The organism is Alkaliphilus hydrothermalis (genome assembly GCF_016908555.1).
Lineage (GTDB): Bacteria > Bacillota > Clostridia > Peptostreptococcales > Natronincolaceae > Alkaliphilus > Alkaliphilus hydrothermalis.
Genome location: NZ_JAFBEE010000028.1, coordinates 1 through 17,712, shown reverse-complemented (window position 1 = coordinate 17,712; position 17,712 = coordinate 1). Strand labels below are relative to the sequence as shown.

Annotated in this window: 18 protein-coding genes; 11 read left to right on the top strand and 7 right to left on the bottom strand. The window is 35.4% G+C overall.

Features of this window, described 5'->3' with window-relative positions; genetic code table 11:
- The first annotated feature begins 167 nt into the window (after positions 1 to 167).
- Positions 168 to 446, top strand: a complete 279-nt coding sequence (locus JOC73_RS13820; RefSeq protein WP_204404253.1) for a GNAT family N-acetyltransferase — start codon at positions 168 to 170, stop codon at positions 444 to 446.
- A gap of 87 nt (positions 447 to 533) precedes the next feature.
- On the opposite strand, the gene JOC73_RS13815 is transcribed toward JOC73_RS13820, so the two are convergent.
- Together JOC73_RS13815 and JOC73_RS15455 are read right to left on the bottom strand one after the other, a co-directional pair.
- A complete protein-coding gene (locus tag JOC73_RS13815; RefSeq protein WP_204404251.1) occupies positions 534 to 1,169 on the bottom strand; it encodes a TlpA disulfide reductase family protein in 636 nt (211 codons plus the stop codon).
- Positions 1,170 to 1,184: 15 nt separating this feature from the next.
- Positions 1,185 to 1,307 (bottom strand): TlpA family protein disulfide reductase, encoded by a 123-nt coding sequence (locus JOC73_RS15455; protein ID WP_204404249.1) that lies wholly within the window; start codon positions 1,305 to 1,307, stop codon positions 1,185 to 1,187.
- A gap of 320 nt (positions 1,308 to 1,627) precedes the next feature.
- Here JOC73_RS15455 and JOC73_RS13805 point away from each other — a divergent pair, with 320 nt between their 5' ends.
- The 7 genes from JOC73_RS13805 (at position 1,628) to JOC73_RS13775 (ending at position 9,297) form a co-directional block, all read left to right on the top strand.
- Entirely contained in the window at positions 1,628 to 2,026 is a 399-nt protein-coding gene (locus JOC73_RS13805; protein ID WP_204404247.1) for a YkvA family protein, read from the top strand.
- Positions 2,027 to 2,184: 158 nt separating this feature from the next.
- The gene (locus JOC73_RS13800) at positions 2,185 to 2,703 is read left to right on the top strand and encodes a GNAT family N-acetyltransferase (RefSeq protein ID WP_204404244.1); all 519 of its coding nucleotides are present in this window, start codon (positions 2,185 to 2,187) and stop codon (positions 2,701 to 2,703) included.
- A 36-nt stretch (positions 2,704 to 2,739) separates the two neighbouring features.
- Positions 2,740 to 4,446: a phosphoenolpyruvate--protein phosphotransferase gene (ptsP, locus tag JOC73_RS13795; protein WP_204404242.1), complete on the top strand. Its 1,707-nt coding sequence runs from the start codon at positions 2,740 to 2,742 to the stop codon at positions 4,444 to 4,446.
- Positions 4,447 to 4,585: 139 nt separating this feature from the next.
- Positions 4,586 to 6,778 (top strand): family 10 glycosylhydrolase, encoded by a 2,193-nt coding sequence (locus JOC73_RS13790; RefSeq protein ID WP_204404241.1) that lies wholly within the window; start codon positions 4,586 to 4,588, stop codon positions 6,776 to 6,778.
- A 46-nt stretch (positions 6,779 to 6,824) separates the two neighbouring features.
- The gene (locus JOC73_RS13785) at positions 6,825 to 7,868 is read left to right on the top strand and encodes a GIY-YIG nuclease family protein (protein WP_204404239.1); all 1,044 of its coding nucleotides are present in this window, start codon (positions 6,825 to 6,827) and stop codon (positions 7,866 to 7,868) included.
- 117 nt (positions 7,869 to 7,985) lie between these two features.
- Complete coding sequence (locus JOC73_RS13780; protein WP_204404237.1) at positions 7,986 to 8,501, top strand: hypothetical protein; 516 nt, start codon at positions 7,986 to 7,988, stop codon at positions 8,499 to 8,501.
- 172 nt (positions 8,502 to 8,673) lie between these two features.
- Positions 8,674 to 9,297 carry a GyrI-like domain-containing protein gene (locus tag JOC73_RS13775; RefSeq protein ID WP_204404235.1) on the top strand — a complete coding sequence of 208 codons (624 nt, stop codon included), beginning with the start codon at positions 8,674 to 8,676 and terminating at the stop codon, positions 9,295 to 9,297.
- A 79-nt stretch (positions 9,298 to 9,376) separates the two neighbouring features.
- Here JOC73_RS13775 and JOC73_RS13770 read toward each other — a convergent pair whose 3' ends face one another.
- Positions 9,377 to 9,682, bottom strand: coding sequence for a hypothetical protein (locus JOC73_RS13770; protein WP_204404233.1), 306 nt, complete (start codon positions 9,680 to 9,682; stop codon positions 9,377 to 9,379).
- A 276-nt stretch (positions 9,683 to 9,958) separates the two neighbouring features.
- On the opposite strand from JOC73_RS13770, the gene JOC73_RS13765 reads away from it, so the two are divergent.
- The gene (locus JOC73_RS13765; RefSeq protein ID WP_204404231.1) at positions 9,959 to 10,234 is read left to right on the top strand and encodes a hypothetical protein; all 276 of its coding nucleotides are present in this window, start codon (positions 9,959 to 9,961) and stop codon (positions 10,232 to 10,234) included.
- A 140-nt stretch (positions 10,235 to 10,374) separates the two neighbouring features.
- Here JOC73_RS13765 and JOC73_RS13760 read toward each other — a convergent pair whose 3' ends face one another.
- On the bottom strand, positions 10,375 to 11,040 hold the full coding sequence (locus tag JOC73_RS13760; protein WP_204404229.1) for a zinc dependent phospholipase C family protein: 666 nt from the start codon (positions 11,038 to 11,040) through the stop codon (positions 10,375 to 10,377).
- A complete protein-coding gene (locus tag JOC73_RS13755) occupies positions 11,037 to 12,143 on the bottom strand; it encodes an MGDG synthase family glycosyltransferase (RefSeq protein WP_204404227.1) in 1,107 nt (368 codons plus the stop codon). Before JOC73_RS13755 ends, JOC73_RS13760 begins: the two co-directional genes overlap by 4 nt.
- Positions 12,144 to 12,526: 383 nt before the next feature.
- Here JOC73_RS13755 and JOC73_RS13750 point away from each other — a divergent pair, with 383 nt between their 5' ends.
- Both JOC73_RS13750 and JOC73_RS13745 read left to right on the top strand, forming a co-directional pair.
- A complete protein-coding gene (locus JOC73_RS13750; protein WP_204404225.1) occupies positions 12,527 to 14,035 on the top strand; it encodes a DUF1846 domain-containing protein in 1,509 nt (502 codons plus the stop codon).
- 760 nt (positions 14,036 to 14,795) lie between these two features.
- Entirely contained in the window at positions 14,796 to 15,326 is a 531-nt protein-coding gene (locus tag JOC73_RS13745; protein WP_204404223.1) for a S4 domain-containing protein, read from the top strand.
- Between the two features lie 100 nt (positions 15,327 to 15,426).
- Here the strand turns inward: JOC73_RS13745 and JOC73_RS13740 are convergent, their stop codons facing one another.
- On the bottom strand, positions 15,427 to 16,509 hold the full coding sequence (locus JOC73_RS13740; RefSeq protein WP_204404221.1) for an FAD:protein FMN transferase: 1,083 nt from the start codon (positions 16,507 to 16,509) through the stop codon (positions 15,427 to 15,429).
- Positions 16,510 to 16,612: 103 nt separating this feature from the next.
- The coding region (locus tag JOC73_RS13735) for a hypothetical protein (protein WP_334297454.1) at positions 16,613 to 17,712 on the bottom strand (1,100 nt) is incomplete at its 5' end.

Here is a 17,712-nt window from a genome sequence, read left to right as displayed (position 1 = left end):
TTCTATTAAAATCCGAATAAAGAATGCAATATTACAATGGTGACGATATGTCTTATGGGTGATTTAGAATACAGTTCAGTAACAGGTAAATACAAAAAAATAGAGAATAATGGAATAGTGGATTATTAGTTGTTAAGAGAATGAATCAAATAAAAGGGGGAGCCAACTTGACTAGAATAAAGCAATTTCCTGAAATAGAAACAGAAAGGTTAAAATTACGGGAGTTAACGATGGAGGATGTAGACTTTGTATTTGCCCATTTTTCAGACGAAGACATCTGTAGATACTTATATGACGAAGAACCCTTCTCATCAAAAGAAGAGGCAGTTGGATTAATTAGCTGGTACAAAAATCCAGAAGGAAAGAATCATAATCGTTGGGGGATCGTTAGAAAAGAAGATGGAGTCTTAATAGGCACTTGTGGCTATCACTGCTGGGAAACCTAAGCTAAATGGATCACAATTAATGATTTGCATAAAAAAAGCTCTATGGATAGAGATTATAATCCTGTTAGAGCTTCTTTATATTACTAATTATGCTTTCGTTGTCCCTGGAATCACACAACCATTGCTACTACAGTTTTCTGGATTCATTATTTTTGCTTCTTCTTCTTTTTCATTTTTCAATTGCTGTTGTTGCCATTCAACATCAATGTCTCCTTCGAACTTTTCAGGATGACGTATATACCATCTTTGTTTTCGGATTAAGAAATTATCACCATCCAACAGAATAGCCTCGTCTAATTCTTTTAGCGCTTTTTCTTTTAAATTATTCTTGAGATATTCCTTAGCAAGTTTATATTTCGTCTCTGCTAACTTCACCTCTAAACCATTAGAACCACTAGGGATATAGTATGTGTCCTCTAATTCGATACAAGGAACTTCATTATCTAATAGCTTAACAATTGCTTCCCTATGGGCTCTTTGTTCTATGGAAAAACCTTGTTTGATCAAACTAAGCTTTCCTTCTTCATTAATGAAGATTGCATTGGGGACTATTTTAAACCCATAATGATCAGCCAAAATATTTTCTGAATCTATTAGGGTCTTAAAATTAAAATCATTGGCATAGGGTTTTACCACATCAGCTCCATTAATATCTACTGCAATACTTAACACCTCAAAATTTTTATCTTTATGTTCTTCATAGAATTTTTGCCAACCTGGCATTTGGTTTCTACAACGTCACCAGGATGCCCACATGAAAATAAGAAGCTTTTTTCCCATATAATCTTTAATGGAGATTGTATTGCCGTCTAAATCCTGGAAAGTAAAATCAATTACTTTGGTACCTAAAAATTCCTTCATTATAACCCTCCTTGTAAGATAGTAGCCGTTTACATTATATAATTTATAATTTGAATCAATCTTATGGGAAATATTATATAATACACTAACATCAAAGAGAAGTACGTACTTTATTAAAATAGAGTTACTAAAAAGAAACCATAAGGATATTGTTGCTTTGGTACAAAACTATCCACATTATCTGATATAATAAAGAATAATAGTTATTGCTTAGGTAAGATTCGAGAGGATTTTAAGTGGGACTATATTGTCTTGATGATGGCATACTATAGTTAGATACGACTAACGGAGGTAATTAAACAACTGGAGGAGGAAATCACATGGAGGATAAGGAACAAGAAGATTATTCAAAACAATACTCAGAGGATTCCTTTTGGTATAAATTATTTAAATTTGCAAAAAAAGCTGGAGTGAAAGTTTCCTATGCAGCACTGTTGCTATACTATGTTCTAAAAAAGCCCAATACACCTAAATGGGTGAAAACATCCATCCTTGGCTCATTAGGTTATTTTATTTTTCCCTTTGATGCTGTTCCTGATATTATCCCTTTAATGGGCTACGGTGATGACTTAGGAATTTTGGCAATAGCACTGGCGACGGCAGCAGTCTATATTGATGAGGATGTAAAAAGAAAAGCGAGGGAAAAATTAGGAGCCTTTTTCAAAGAATATAATGAAGATGAATTAAAGGAAATCGATGATAAAACAAAAACCAAATAAGTGTTTATGAAATAAATCCTATAAAGTCCTACTACTTGTAGGATTTTTTCACATTAGAAATAGCATTTCGATAAAGGATATCTAAACTTTTTCAAGAATTATACTTGTATTCAAATGTTTTGTTCAACAGGGGAAAATAATAAAATGGGGGAATAAACATGAAACTAGAACTAGTAAGAGCCAGTAAGGAAATAGAAGAAGCCTACTATGAATTTATAAAAGAGTGGGAAAAGAATGGACAATCCATTGTACCTATGTCAGTCCAATTAAGGAATATGGATTTTGACACATGGTTACAAAAGACATATGAAATTGAAAAGAGGGAGACTTGTCCTGAGAACCTTGTACCTGCCCACACATTTTTCTTAATGGAGGATGGAAAAAGAGTTCTTGGAGCCATCAATATCAGACATGAGTTGAATGAATTCCTACTAAATTATGGTGGTCATATTGGCTATGGAGTACGTCCATCGGAGCGTCAAAAAGGCTATGCAGCCAAGATGTTGGCCATGGCTCTACCTATAGCAAAGGAATTTGGGATTGATAGAGCATTGATCACTTGCGATAAAGAAAATGTAGGTTCTGCCAAAACAATCATGAAAAATGGTGGGATTTTAGAAAATGAAGTTCTTCAAGAAGATGGAGAAATGCTTCAGAGATATTGGATAGAGCTTTAAAATTATAAGATTAACTTTGATGAGGAGGTATAGAGGATGCTACAAGGTATAGGGGCATCCCCAGGACTTGCCCTAGGAAAGGTATTGATTCTCGACAACGAACCACTAACAGTTGAAAAGCAAACTATAGAAGATATCGAGGTAGAAGAACAAAAGCTCCTGAAAGCAGTAGCCACTTCAAAGGAAGAGATCGAGAAGATTAAGGAAAAGGCGCATGTGGAATTCGGAGCTAAAAAGGCAGAGATATTTGACGCCCATCTGATGATTCTAGAAGATCCAGAGCTGATCAGTGGAACAACAAACAAGATTAAGCAAGACAGAGTAGATGCAGCCTATGGTTTGAGAAGGACAGCAGAGGAGTTTATCAATATCTTTGAAGCCATGGATAATGAGTATATGAGGGAAAGAGTAGCTGATATTCGTGATGTAACCGACCGTGTAATCAGAAATATTAAAGGCGTAAAGACTGTTGATTTATCTGTCTTAGAAGAAGAGGTAATCTTAGTTGCCCATGATTTAACCCCTTCTGAAACAGCTACGATGGATAAGGAAAGGGTAATTGGTTTTCTCACCAATATTGGTGGAAAAACATCCCATACTGCCATTATGGCAAGGTCTTTGGAAATCCCTGCTGTGGTGGGTTTAGTTGATATTACTGAAAATCTAAAGACAGATGATTTTGTAATCCTAGATGGTGAAGGTGGTAAAGTTATTCTAAACCCAACGGAGGAAATAGTTAAGCTGTATCAACAGAAAAAAAATGCCTATAAAGAAGAACGTAAAGCCCTTGAGAAAATGAAGGGAAAAGAAAGCGTTACTAAAGACGGCCAAAGGGTACAACTGGCAGGAAATATTGGTACACCAAATGATCTTGCAGGATTGCAGGAGAACGACGCTGAGGGTGTTGGGCTATTTAGGACAGAATTCCTATATATGAATAGAGATACTATGCCCAGTGAAGAGGAGCAATTCCAAGCCTACAAAAAGGTACTGGAAACCATGAATCCAAAGCCCATCGTTATTAGAACATTGGATATCGGTGGTGATAAAAACTTATCCTACTTAAAAATAGATAAAGAAATGAATCCTTTTTTAGGTTACAGAGCTATACGCCTCTGCCTAGTGGAGCAAGAATTTTTTAAAACGCAGTTAAGGGCAATATTAAGGGCAAGTGTGTATGGAAATCTTAAAATCATGTTCCCCATGATTTCCAGCATAGAAGAATTGCTTCAAGCCAAAGAGGTACTAAATCAGGTTAAGGGCGATTTAGACCAAGAAGGCATGAAATATGCTTCCGATGTGGAAGTAGGAATCATGATTGAGGTACCTTCAGCAGCTATTATCAGTGATCTACTGGCAAAGCATGTGGATTTCTTTAGTATCGGAACAAATGATCTGATTCAGTATACCTGTGCTGTAGACCGATTGAACGAAAAAATCCATCATCTATATCAACCCTTTAATCCAGCAGTCTTAAGGTTAATTAAAACAGTGATTGATAATGGACACAAAGCAGGAATCTGGGTTGGGATGTGTGGTGAAATAGCAGGAGATAAGCGAATGATTCCAATTCTTATAGGGATGGGACTGGATAAATTTAGTATGAGTCCTATATCCATTTTACCTGCTAGAAAACAGATGCGAGAATTAAGTGTTGCTGAATGTGAGAAAGTTACAGAAAAAGTACTATCCTTGGGTAGTGCGGAAGAAATCAAATTATACTTGGAAAGCCTTAGGATATAAGGTAATAAAGTCATAAGGCCGTAAAGAATTGCAAATGCTAGGTTTTTTAAAACAGTGGAAATCAATTCCCCCTATCCTACAGGTTAAATAAATGATAATATTTAAGTAGGATTGTCTGTAGTTTAAAAGGGGGAGCAATATGTTAGGAAAAAACAGTTTTAGAAGGATTATGACTATTTTTATGGTCAATATTTTGTTGTTTACAGCTTTACCCATCTTTGCCTTTGCAGCGACGGAACCTTGGGATGAATTTAGCCAATACTTACCTCAAGAGACTCCTGCTGTCAAAAGGGATTTGAGGGCAACATGGATTTCTACGGTCATCAATCTTGATTGGCCATCATCAGAAACCAGTAAAATATCAAATACTAAGGAACGGGTACAAAAGAGCATGGAAGAATTAATTGCAATATTAGATAAATCTGTAGAGATGAATATGAATGCTGTATTCTTTCAAGTAAGTGCTGAAGGGGATGCTTTTTATAAATCTGATATGGTCAATTGGTCCCGTTATTTAACGGGGACCTACGGAAAAGACCCAGGATTTGACCCCTTAGCCTTTGCAATTGAAGAAGCCCACAAGCGGAATCTAGAAGTACATGCGTGGTTTAATCCTTATAGAGTTTCCATGTATACAAATGAAGCCACAATAGATTCCCTAAATATTGAGAAGAGTGTCTACAAAGAACACCCAGATTGGATTAGAACAGCAAACAACAGATTTGTTGTAGATCCAGGGATACCAGAAGCAAGGCAATGGGTCATCAATAGAGTAATGGAAGTTGTAGATAAGTATGATGTAGATGGTATACACTTTGATGATTATTTCTACTATGAGAAAGAAGACGGAGAACTGCAGGATGTAGATACCTATGAAAAATACAATCTAGGTCAGTTTGCCAACAAAGGGGACTGGAGAAGAAATAATACCTATCTGTTGGTGAAGGAGCTTTCCGAGAAGATTAGGGTATCAAAGCCTTGGGTGAAATTTGGAATCAGTCCATCTGGGGTGTGGGCAAATCAAAAAGATGGACATCCAGATGGATCAAATACCAGTGCTGGGCTACCCCACTACAACAGAAGCTATGCCGATACTAAAAAGTGGGTGGAGGAAGAAATCATTGACTATATTGCTCCACAAATCTATTTTAGCTTTGGAAACCCGCGAGCACCCTATGGGGAGATTTCCCAATGGTGGACAAAGCTCGTGAAGGGCAAGAAGGTGCACCTCTATGTAGGTCAAGGGCTCTACAAGGTCAATGATGATTCAGATCAGTACTTTAAAGGCACTGAAGCCGTAGAAGAGATGGATAGACAATTGAAATATAATATCTCAAACCCTGAAGTAAAAGGCAGTATTATGTTTCGATGTAAGAACCTCTTTGATAATAATAAGCAATCGGTGGTCGATGGGATAAAAGGAAATGCTTGGAGAGCAAAAGCCCTAGTACCGGTAATGCCTTGGAAGGGGGGTAAGGCTCCCAATAACCCGACCCAAGGGAGAATGGCGGTTAGCTCAAAGGGTATTCAGGTGTCATGGGTAGATCAAGACCCTAATACCGCCTATTATGCCATCTATAGGATAAATAAAAATGAAAAGCTGGATGTAAATGCTGATGATAGTTCTTTAAAACTAGTCACAACCCAAAGAAAAGAAGCCAATGGACTACAAGCTTTTATAGATAAAGCAGAGGTTGACCCATTGAAAACGGCTTATGTTGTTACAGCCCTTGATCGGCTCCACAATGAAAGTACAGGACTTACTATTGGGATTACTTTGTCTAAGTACTTTAATGACATTGGAAGGAACTATGGATGGGCAGTAGACGCTATAGATTATTTCTATGAAAACAAAATTATATTTGGAGTCAACACAGGGATGTTTGGGCCATCCTTAAATACTAAAAGGGGAGATTTTATCCTCATGGTGGTAAGGGCTTTAAACCTAAAGGCTGATTTTAAGGATAACTTCAGTGATGTCTCAAAAGCTACTTATTACTATCATGCAATAGGGGTGGCAAGGGAATTGGGGCTTGCAGGTGGTTATGGAGACAAATTTAACCCTAATGGCAATATCACAAGGGAAGATATGATGGTGATTATGGCGAGGGCAATCGATCTTTCTGGTATGAAGCTCCAGTCAGCAGGGGATGAAACCCTAGAGGTCTATCATGATGCCCACCTCATCAGCAACTACGCTAGGGATTCAGTGGCAAGACTGACAAAGGGAGGTCTAATCGCTGGCTCTGGTGGCGGAATCAAACCTAAGCATAAGGCAACTCGGGCAGAGATTGTGGTGGTGTTGCATAGATTGTTGAAGACTGTAGGATAAAGATAATAATATTCATTTAAAGATCAAAGTAGAGCAGGTGTTTAATTTGCGAAAAGTACCGTACGATTTAGTTGAGAAGATTAACGCTATCCCTGTCGCACCAGGAGTATATCAAATGAAGGATTTCCAAGGAAATATCATATACATTGGGAAAAGCAAAAACTTAAAATCAAGGGTAAAATCCTATTTTAATAGGGAACATGATTGGAATAAAATTAAACGAATGGTCTTTCATATCCATGATATTGACTATATTGTGACGGATACCCATTTAGAGGCTCAAATGTTAGAGTGTAGTCTGATTAAAAGCCTAAAACCCATATATAATGCTCAATTTAAAAATGAACAGAAATATAAATATATAAAAGTGGAGGGCTACAATCCATGTAAAATCCTATCAATGGTGGATGAAAGAGAGGAAGCAAACTGTTTTGGGCCCTATAGAAGTAAAAATATCCTTCTAAATATTATTAATTTTTTCCACCATATCTATCCTATAACCAAATGTGCAGCAGCCTATGAATTCAATTACAATGTTTTGCCCAAGGCCATAACAAAAGATTTCTTTGTACAAAATAGGGAATGTCTTGTAGAAATCTTGTCTAAAAAAGAAATTCTACAACTCTTTATTTTAGTAATTGAAGAAAAAATGAAGATAGCTGCAAAAGAAGAACAGTATGAAATCGCTTCTATTTATAGAGATATCATTCCTAATATGAAATACTTGTTTACTTCCAAATCTGAAGGAGACCACTCACACTTAATCAACCGACGAATTTTGTTGGGGGAGAAAATCCTAGAAGGCTATAAAATTTTTTATATATCAAATGATAGAATCATTCATAAGAAAAAATATAAAAGATTATCTAGTAAGTTTATCGAGGGTTTCTTAAATGAAGGCAGGCGTTTAGAAGAAAGCGCTTATGATATTAAGAGTGAAAAATCACAATTAGATTATCGAGCGATCATCAGCGGTGAGCTAAAGAATGTAGACTGTAAACATATGACGGTAATTGATGATCAGTTTGATAGTCTTTTATTTATCAGAAATCTCAAGGGTCTGGGGCGTAATTCCCTTGAGGAAAAATAAAGGAGCTATATTTGTTATTAACAAGTATAGTTCCTTTTGCTTTTTGTAAAGAATACAAATAAGGATTCCTTGAGACAAAGACAAGAATAGAGTAAATTATGGAGAGGGTGTGGTGGCATGAAGTATGTTTATCCCTATAAGGAGTGGGCAGGGGGGATGATTTTCTTTCTAATGATATCCATATGGGGTGGTTGGTTCATTTACGATATAGGTGCAGGATGGAAATTTGGAATAGGCTATATGGCCATCTGTTACTTATTGATAGATTGGTACTGGAGTAAATTTCAGTATTATAGGTCTAAGTATATCAAAATCAGCAGTGATGGGATTGAATTTGCCTTCAACAACAATCAAGATATTAGACAATATCAAACAGAGGAGATTCAATATATTTTTAATGTCAATCATAAGCAGCGGTTAAAGATTCATAATGTTCTTCATATTTTTATGGAAAATGGGGACTACTTTTATCTTACAAATGAAATTAATAAATATGAAAGGATAAAGAAAGAACTACAACAAAAAATACCTACTAAATATCATTGCATAGAGGGTTATATTCATGGTGTCTTAGAAGGAGATAAGAAAAAATTATTCCTAGAAAAATTAGATGAAAAGGATAAAATAGCTTGATCTAGTTAAATTAAGTATTTGTTCAATTAAGTGTTTGCATAGTCCCGTCAAATTAATTTTTGATATGGGACTTTTTTTAGATAATTTAGAGGAAGAATTAATTTAATGTATAGGATATAATGTAAATAAGTATCACTGTAAAAGGAATTTACTGAAAGAAGGGGACAAGTAAATGAAACATGAATGGAGAAAGCATGAAAAGAACTTATATGTGCCAAAGGAAAAACCAGAGCTGATCACCGTATCAAATCAAAAATTCTTAATGATAAAGGGGACAGGAAATCCCAATGACAAATCGTTTTCTGACAAGATAGAAGTTCTTTATTCCTTGGCCTATGCCATTAGAATGATGCCTAAACAAGGATATACCCCAGAAGGTTATTTCGAATATACCGTATATCCCCTTGAAGGGGTTTGGGACTTGACGGAGGAAGGCAAGAAATTAGATTACTTAAACAAAGATGAGCTTGTATATAACATCATGATTAGACAACCCGATTTTGTAAATAAGGAAGTAGTAGAAAAAGCCTTTGAAATTGTAAGAAAGAAGAAGCCTCACCCACTTTTAGATGAAGTAGTATTTGATACTTTAGAGGACGGTTTGGCAGTCCAGATGCTCCATGTGGGCTCCTATGATGACGAGCCGAAATCCTTTGAGTTAATGAAGCAATACATCGAAGAAAATAACCTTGAGATAATCACTTTAGCCCATCGGGAAATCTATTTATCCGACGCAAGGAAGGTGGAGGCAGCAAAATTGAAGACAGTATTGAGGTATAGGGTGAAGAGAAAGTAGTAAATACCCTCAGCACCCTGTTGTACAAGATGATTTCTTTAATAGTACTGCCACAGTGTGGGTTATGATTATTTTTTTATTATCCAAAAAACTCAGGGTTTTCAGCATAATCTCCCCGTAGAGCCTTTTGAACTATGGTAAAGTCTACCTGTTCGGAATCTAGAGTAAAGTGGCAGGGGTATTGGGCACCACAATCTCTACATTCAATATATTGCTTGGCGTTTTTTTGTTCTCGATTATCAAACATAAAGGGAAGGGTGTTGTCCACGGCATTTTTTGTATCATCAGATTCAATCTTATATGAATACACGTAGGTAGATTCGTATTTAGCTAAAAAGTTTTCATTGGAGCATTGGGGGCACTGGATTGCTTGATGCAACTCCATTTCTAATCATCCTCTCATCAATAGATTATACAGTTATTGTGTCTAGATTAAATTTATTAATACGAACTTAACATAAAAAAGCTGAGGAGACTTTTTAGTGAGGATATAAATATTAAATATTGAATGTTGATAGCTTTATTGATAAACTAATAAAATAAAAAATTCTTAACCCTCTTTGCCCTCTTAACTATAGTTATAGGAAGTATTTTTAGGAGTTGCTGAATTGGGTTAAGATATACTATAACTAATAGAAGTAGGTAGATAAGGAGGATTACGATGAAATTACCAGAGTTAGTCGAAGAGATACAGCAGGATTTAGAAGCGGGTAGCCACAGTTTTGTCATCTATCAGGTAGGCCGACAGTGGAAATATGAGCTATATGATAATACTAACATAGAATCAATAGAAGCTTCAGAGAAAAAATTCTTCTATATTAAAAATAACGTTGATGATACTGCCATCCTTGTAAATGGTAAGAGGGATTTTGATGACTTTGATTTAAAATATTTACAAAATCAAATTAAAAAGATGAAGGCTAAGAAGCGTTATTAGTCTATTTAATAAGTCTATTAAAAAAACAGACACCTTCACCACAGAAAAAACCAATAACCTCGTATGACTATACTTTAAGTTGCTGGTTTTTTTGCTTGCAATATTATGAGACTATGAAGAGCAGATAAGAAAAACGATTATTAAATTGCAATCTTCAGTGTTCCAACATCCATTGGTAGAATATATTTCAGAACCAAGTACAGAAATCCAGCAGAGGACCTTTGGGCTAAGGCAAGTAGCTCTTTAGTTGCTTCTATTTTATTATTCTCGGTGGGGTTGGTAATTAATTCTGAATAACTAGCTGAAATACCAGCATTATGGTCTAGGATTTCCATAGGATGTTTAAAATCATACAGACCACCCTCCGACACAGAAAAGGAGCTATAGTGTTTTTGAACCCAGTTTTCGTAATCACTATGGCCCTTTAATAAATGACCCAAAGAATGGTGGGGAACACACAAATCTTGAAGTAGGTGAAGGGCTGCACCTATATAGAAATAACATTCCTTTAATGAATAGGACTTATAGGCTTTTTTTGCCCTTTCTATGTTCTCGTACAGCTGGGTATCGGCTCCCGTTAGTCCCATCACCCCTTTACCGGTACGATGATGGTAAAAGTGATGTATATTTTTAAAACCTTCATCACACCATGAATTTCCTTTGTGAAGTAATAGAAGAAAGGAATCAAGATGATCTGCAATACCTAATGATTGGTCATTTTTCAAAATTTTAATTCCTTGAGATGTACAATATGAATGAACAGGACAGATGGATATTTCTTTTTGATGGAGTACATTCGCATTCATAGGGAAATCCTCCTTAATGGTTTTTGGTAGTCATTAACAATAGTCTCCAGAATATCTTCTGTAGATGAGGGGATACAGGATTCTGCCGCCTTCAATTTCATCGTTGCAAGTTCTTCGGGTGTAGTTAAAAGCCGTTGAGTAATCTGTAAAAGGTCATTAGGTGTTTCTGCCCATTTAGCCCACTCTTGATTACAGACAAATCTGGTGTTTTCTTCTTCATGACCAGTAATAGGTTTGTAAATTACAGTTGGCAATTTTGAAGCCATGGCCTCTGTAAGGGTGATGGCGCCTCCTTTAGAAATAAGGAGATCTGCCTGCCTCATCAGGTTTGGTACATCATTGGTGAAGGACATAGCCTTCCATCTATTTGATCTCTTGTTTTTAAAAGTAGCATTCAATTGGTTGTATAGTTCTTGGTTTTTACCGGTTAAGACAATGGATTCAAAAGGAGAATCTAAGGATTCAAGTTTTTCCACAATCTCACTCAAAGCACCTAATCCCAGCCCTCCCCCCATAATTAAAATCAAGGGAGTATTTTTAACAGTTTTATTGGGGAATTCTGTTATTTCTGGTTTGAAAAAGCTATCTTTTATGGGTATACCAGTTTCGTAAATGAAATCTTGTGGGAATCCACTTTGGGTCAAATAATCCTTAATATCTGTATTGGCAACAAAATAGCCATTAATTTGAGAACTATACCAAATCGGATGATAGGAGTAGTCAGTAATTACTGTCCAAGCAGGAATTTTCAGAGATTGACGATAACTTAAGGCAGGAAATGGATGAGTAAAGATAAACACATCAGGTTTAAAATCACTGATTATGTTTTTTAGATTTTTTAGGCATATAAAATTAAAATAACTAGTCAAGGAGCTGACTTTTCTATGCCGTTGGCTCCATTGGTACATTTTGCTGTACAAGTAAGGGGTTTTTGTAATCATTTCAAGATAAACACTTTTTAAAATTTGTGAAACTCGACTATCCTCTAGGATATCAAAAACTGCTACATTATGACGCCCCTCACTTTTAACTTTCTCCTCCAACGCTAAAGCTACAGAATTGTGCCCATGTCCAATAGAAGCAGTAACAATAGCTATATTCATAAAAATCCCCCTCTCCATTGCTAATTTCATATTAGAATAAATGTTTTAAAAATAAATAAGGTTAAGGTAAAGCTTTTGTTAAACTTTCTTGTTCCTTGAATCTAAAGGCTTTTCGACAACCTAATTGAAGCTAAAAAGTCTTATAATAATTTTCCCAGAAAAAAGGATGAATTATTCCTTAAGGGTAAAATTCAGATAGGTAGAGGTATTCCAATTATTTGAAGTCGAAAAAATAAAAAAATCATATATAGGTGTTTATTTTAAGTGGAAAATATGAGATAATAAAGAGTCGATGAATTAACGGTGAAATCTTCTGTGGAAGATTGTGTAAACTTAATAATAAAGAATACAAAAGAAGTGAAAAGGTGAGGAGTAAATAAAATATGAAAAGAGGATTTGATCACGAAAAATACTTAGAAGAACAATCGAAGTACATTCTAGAAAGGGTTAATCATTATGATAAGCTGTATCTAGAATTTGGTGGAAAACTTTTATTTGATCTTCATGCAAAAAGGGTGCTTCCAGGGTTTGATGAAAATGCTAAAATTAAATTATTACAGAAATTGAAAGAAAAAGTTGAAGTAGTTATTTGTGTTTATGCTGGGGATATTGAAAGAAATAAGATTCGAGGGGACTTTGGGATCACTTATGACTTAGATACCCTAAGATTAATTGACGATTTGAGAAGTTATGACCTTGATGTTAATAGCGTTGTTATTACCCGCTATGATGGACAACCTGCTACAACTGTCTTCATTAACAAACTTGAAAGAAGAGGTATTAAGGTATATACCCATAGAACAACTAAAGGATATCCGATAGATGTAGATACCATCGTTAGTGATGAAGGATATGGGCAAAATCCCTATATTGAAACAACAAAGCCTATAGTGGTAGTCACTGCTCCAGGACCAGGTAGTGGTAAGTTAGCTACTTGTCTTAGTCAGCTTTACCATGAATATAGACAAGGTAGAGTTGCTGGCTATTCAAAATTCGAAACTTTCCCAGTATGGAATCTTCCTTTAAAGCATCCTGTAAATATAGCTTATGAGGCTGCAACAGTAGACCTGAAGGATGTAAACATGATTGATTCCTTCCACTTAGATGCTTATGGTGACGTTGCCATAAACTATAATCGTGACATAGAAACCTTCCCCGTACTAAAGAGAATTATAGAAAAAATTACAGGGCAAGAATCTAACTTTAAATCTCCAACCGATATGGGGGTTAATCGAGTTGGATATGGAATCTTTAATGATGACTCTGTTAAAGAAGCTGCTAGACAAGAAATTATTAGAAGATATTTTAAGACAGGCATAGAATATAAAAAAGGTCATGCAGACAAAGAAACTTTAGAACGAAGCAAGTTGATTATGGAAGAGCTTAAATTACAAGAAAGCGATAGAAGTGTAGTCATACCAGCGAGGGAACGCTCTGCAAAGTTAAAAGAAATATCGGCTAAAAATGAAGTGTGTCCAGCAGTGGCCATAGAGTTAGAAGATGGTACAATTCTAACTGGTAAAAGCTCCGATATAATGGATTCCACAGCAGCGGTTATTTTAAACTCTGTTAAGTACTTTGCCAATATCGCAGATGACATACACTTGATTTCTCCAGTCATTCTAGAGCCAATTAGAAACCTTAAATCAAAGAACTTAGGAAGTAAAAGCTCTGCTTTAGATTGTGAAGAAATATTAATTGCTTTAAGTATATGTGCCGCTACTAACCCAATGGCTCAAGTTGCTATGGAAAAGCTAAGTGAACTGAAGGGCTGTCAGGCTCACTCTACTACCATTTTAAGTATTCATGATGAAGAAATATTTAGAAAGTTGGGGATTGATATTACCTGTGATCCACAATATTCAACAGAAAACCTATATTATAATAACTAAACATTCATGCAAACTAAAACCAGTTTTTCTCACCTGTTACTATAGGGTGGAAGAACTGGTTTTTAATTTTTCTGGAGTAATAAGAGAAGTAATTTATTTGCAGATTTACTCAAGGAGATGTATTGCTGAAAACGATACCTCATCTAAATATTTGTTTACAAAATCAGTATGTTTGTATATAATGGAAATGTATTCAAATATTTTTAGACAGTTAAGGAGGGAAGCAAGCTATGACGCCAGCTAATTGCTAATATTAATTTACCAAAATTAATATATTTTTTTAAAAAGAGTTTTTGCCTAAATTTTTTAGGTTTATTTGTTGTACTCTTTTGGAATAGCAATTTAGTGGAAGCTTACTTCACCATAACTTGATTATTTTCATAGAATTTAAGGATATAGACTATCGTATATATGCTGCATATAGGAATACATTAGTCTGGATCTAATTCTATTTTTGCATTACAATAATTAAGCTATTAAGGTTGTAGGAAAAGTTAATCTTCCTATGACCTTTTTTTATTGGAGTTAAATATAGAGAAGAGAAGTACAGTACAAGCAAATTGCTGTCCATATAAGTACACAAATCCCCAAATACTAGGATTGGTGGTGATTATATGACGCCTTTTATTATGGTGATGTCTCAAATTCAATAAACGAGAGGAGTATAGTAAGTTTATGATTTGTACATTACCTGAAACAAACTTTAAAATGGACTATATTCCTTATCGTATTATTATCATAATAATCGGAGGTAGGGAATATGGAAAAAAAATTAAGTATAAATTGGGAAATATACAACAGTGGTGTTGAGGTAGAGGAAAGATATTGCTCAAGTTGTGGGAAAAAGGTGGATTTTACCGATACATTAAAGAGAAGGCAAAATGCTAATGGAAAAAACATATATCATTTTGCCATCTATAAATGTCCAAAGAACCATACATGGAATAAAGTTTTAGGGAGCTTTAAATCAGTGCCAGGCTTAGAAAACCTCCAGGAGCAAGTACAATCAAACGCAACTGAAGCTGAAGAGATTTACTTGACTAAGCTGATGGAAGAGGGAATCAAAGAAGTGGATATTCACTTGACCATATTAGAAAAAAAAGAAAGGCTGGATAAGCTATTGGCATCTAAAATCAAAGATTATAGTAGAAACCAAGTTGTTGAATTAATCAGAATGGGACTGGTAAAGGTCAATGGAGAAGAGGTATCTGCTAAGTTAAATCTAAGGGAAAAGGATGTGTTGACTTTATCATTATTCAACAGAAAACAAGAGGATCCTAAAAGTAAATAAGTCAAAATACAAGCAAAATATAATACCATATTTAATTAACCCCCCACGAAATGGAAATAAACTCCATGAGTGGGGGGTTAATTGTATAAAGTAAAAAAAACTACTTCTGATTGGTGGCACCATGACTTTTAAGCATTTTTTTCATACCTTCTGTAGTCCTTACCTCACCGTCGGGCATTACCCATAGGGCTTCTGCCCCTTCAATACTTTCCACCAAAGAAAGACTTTCCTCAAAGGGAAGCAGAAATAAAGACGTTGATAAAAAGTCTGCCACACCTGAATCCTTGGCAGTTACAGTTACAGCTCGATAATAGGAGGCAGGCATTAAGGTTTTGGCATCAATTAAATGGTGAAGTAATTGATCTCCTACATAATAATATCTTTGATAATCTCCACTGCTGACTACCGATGCTTCCTTTATAAAAATTGCATCTAAATGCTGTTGGTCTGAAAAAAGAGTCTTATCTGGGTTTTGAAGTCCAATCACCCAATATTCACCTTTATCCTTAGGAGGATTGCCTATCGTACGGACATTTCCACCTGCACTGATGATGCCTGAGTTCATACCTTTTTTGGACACATTCCTTACTACCATTTCAGTAGCATAGCCCTTTGCAACAGCCCCTACGTCCAGTAGCATATTTTTATCTGGGAGAAAGACGGTACTATTATCAGTATCCACAATGATTTGATTTAAATTCGTATATTGGACGGCCGCCTGTAGCTCCTCCATAGGAGGGATTTGAGCATTTTTAGGATCATCTATACCTTCCGTTCGATAATCATGCCAGATTTCCAAAACAGGACCAAAGGCAATATTGGTTACACTATTGGTACGGGTATGCCATTCCTTAGAAAAGAGGATGAGATCAATAATTTCCTGCTCCACCTTAACAGGACTTATTCCTGCATTGTCATTAATGGTTTTAATATTATTAATGCCCTCATATTCATTGTAACGGTCAAATAGCTGGTGATATCTTCTAAAGCCCTCTTGAATTACACTAAAATATGTGTTAAATTCTTCTTCATCTTCTGTATATCCCACAACGGTTATTAAAGTATCGAAGGTGTCGAAAAAGCTATCACTGAATTTATTATATTCTATTTTTGTTTCTGTTTTACAGCCTATGAGGGAGAATAATAAGCAGCACATCAATAAAACAGATACTTTCTTCTTCATAAAAATTCTCCTTTATATAAATCTAGTAATTAAAATTGTGGATAATTTAAATCACTCCTCAAATGAGGAGTGATTATATATAAGATTGTTATATTATTTTAGCCTATCTAGCGTTGGCAAAAGATTCTACTACAGCTTCAATATAGCTAGTTACGCCAATCGTTACAGAAGAAGTTAATTCTGGAACGTCTGGAGCTTCGTCTTTAAGTTGCATTCCTTTGATTTCATCAGTTGTTTTACCAACCATCCAGTTTTCTAAATCTGCAATTTGCTCAAACCATTCTTTCTTGATAGGAGAAGCTTTTCTCATGCCATAGTCTTCGCCTTTTTCCTTCTTAGTTTTAATCGCTTCAGCTTGGTCAGTGGTTACTTGACCTTCAGCATCAAAATTTATTTTTACTTGAGCTACGTCAATTGAAGTACCTACAACTTTACCATCAGCATCAAATGCAGTAGCAGCTATAGTTGTATCAACTTGTGCCACTGGTAAAACTTCTTTGCCATCCTTTTCACCTAATTCTTTAGATTTAGCAATTGATACATTTTGACCCAGGCCTAACTTCTCAAAGTTCTCTACTTCGATAGCATTAGCGTAAGCTTTTTCAACAGCTGCAATGTAGCCATCTACTCCCATTGTTACAGTTGAAGTTAACTCAGGAACATCTGGTGCATCATCCTTAAGCTGCATGCCTGTAATTTCATCAATTGTTTTACCAACCATCCACTTTTCCAACTCAGCAATTTGCTCAAACCATTCTTTTTGAATTGGAGACGCTTTACGCATACCATATTCGTCTCCTTTTTCAAACTTAGTTTTAATTTCAGCTGCTTTGTCAGAAGTAAGCTTTAATTCTTTGTCAAAATTAACTTTTGTTTGAGCTGTGTCAATGATTACACTGATTACTTTACCATCAGCATCAAATGCAGCAGCAGCCATAATAGTGTCCACTTGACCTACTGGAAGGGTCTCTTTAGATCCTTCAAGACTGTAACTTTTGGACTTTGCAATTGAATTAATAGTACCAAGACCAACTTTTACTTTATCGTTAGTTTCTTCCTTATTATCCTCTACTGCTGGTGGGTTATCTGTACCAGATGTGTCTTCACTTGTGCTAGTACAACCTACCATTAAAGACATGACTAAAAAGATCGACAGCATTAATACTAAAAACTTTTTCATGAATAAATCCCCCTTTTTAATTT